2 tRNA genes are annotated in these 445 nt (G+C 47.0%); both read left to right on the top strand.

The features are described 5' to 3' along the window. The first annotated feature begins 44 nt into the window (after positions 1–44). A tRNA-Ile gene (locus CIK95_RS05640) sits at positions 45–118 on the top strand. A gap of 110 nt (positions 119–228) precedes the next feature. After that, positions 229–302 (top strand) — tRNA-Ala (locus CIK95_RS05635). The last annotated feature ends 143 nt before the right edge of the window (positions 303–445 follow it).

Below are 445 nucleotides of genomic sequence, written 5' to 3'. Positions count from 1 at the left end.
TGGGCGCAGTTAAGCCCACAGGTTAATTGAACGCCGAGTCAGACAGTCCTATAGCTCAGTTGGTTAGAGCGCCACACTGATAATGTGGAGGTCGGCAGTTCAAGTCTGCCTGGGACTACACATCGACCGTTAGGTCAATGTGGTTTAGGCAAAGTCTGCCTGGGACTACACATCGACCACAAGGTCAATGTGATTCAGGTGAAAAATCTGCACTACTACTCTCTATGAGGGGGATTAGCTCAGTTGGCTAGAGCGCTTGCATGGCATGCAAGAGGTCATCGGTTCGACCCCGATATTCTCCACTCCGAGGCAAGTCCTCGAAAAGATCTTTGACATATTGACACAAGCAAGACTGTAGAACAGAAGTTCAAGACTTCTAACAACAAACAGAAAGCTGAAAGTATGAGCGAAAGACAGGCGAATATATTTATTTGTCCTATCTACG

It is taken from the genome of Prevotella sp. P5-108 (assembly GCF_002251385.1).
Taxonomy (GTDB): Bacteria; Bacteroidota; Bacteroidia; order Bacteroidales; family Bacteroidaceae; genus Prevotella.
This window is presented reverse-complemented; position numbering and strand designations above follow the sequence as displayed.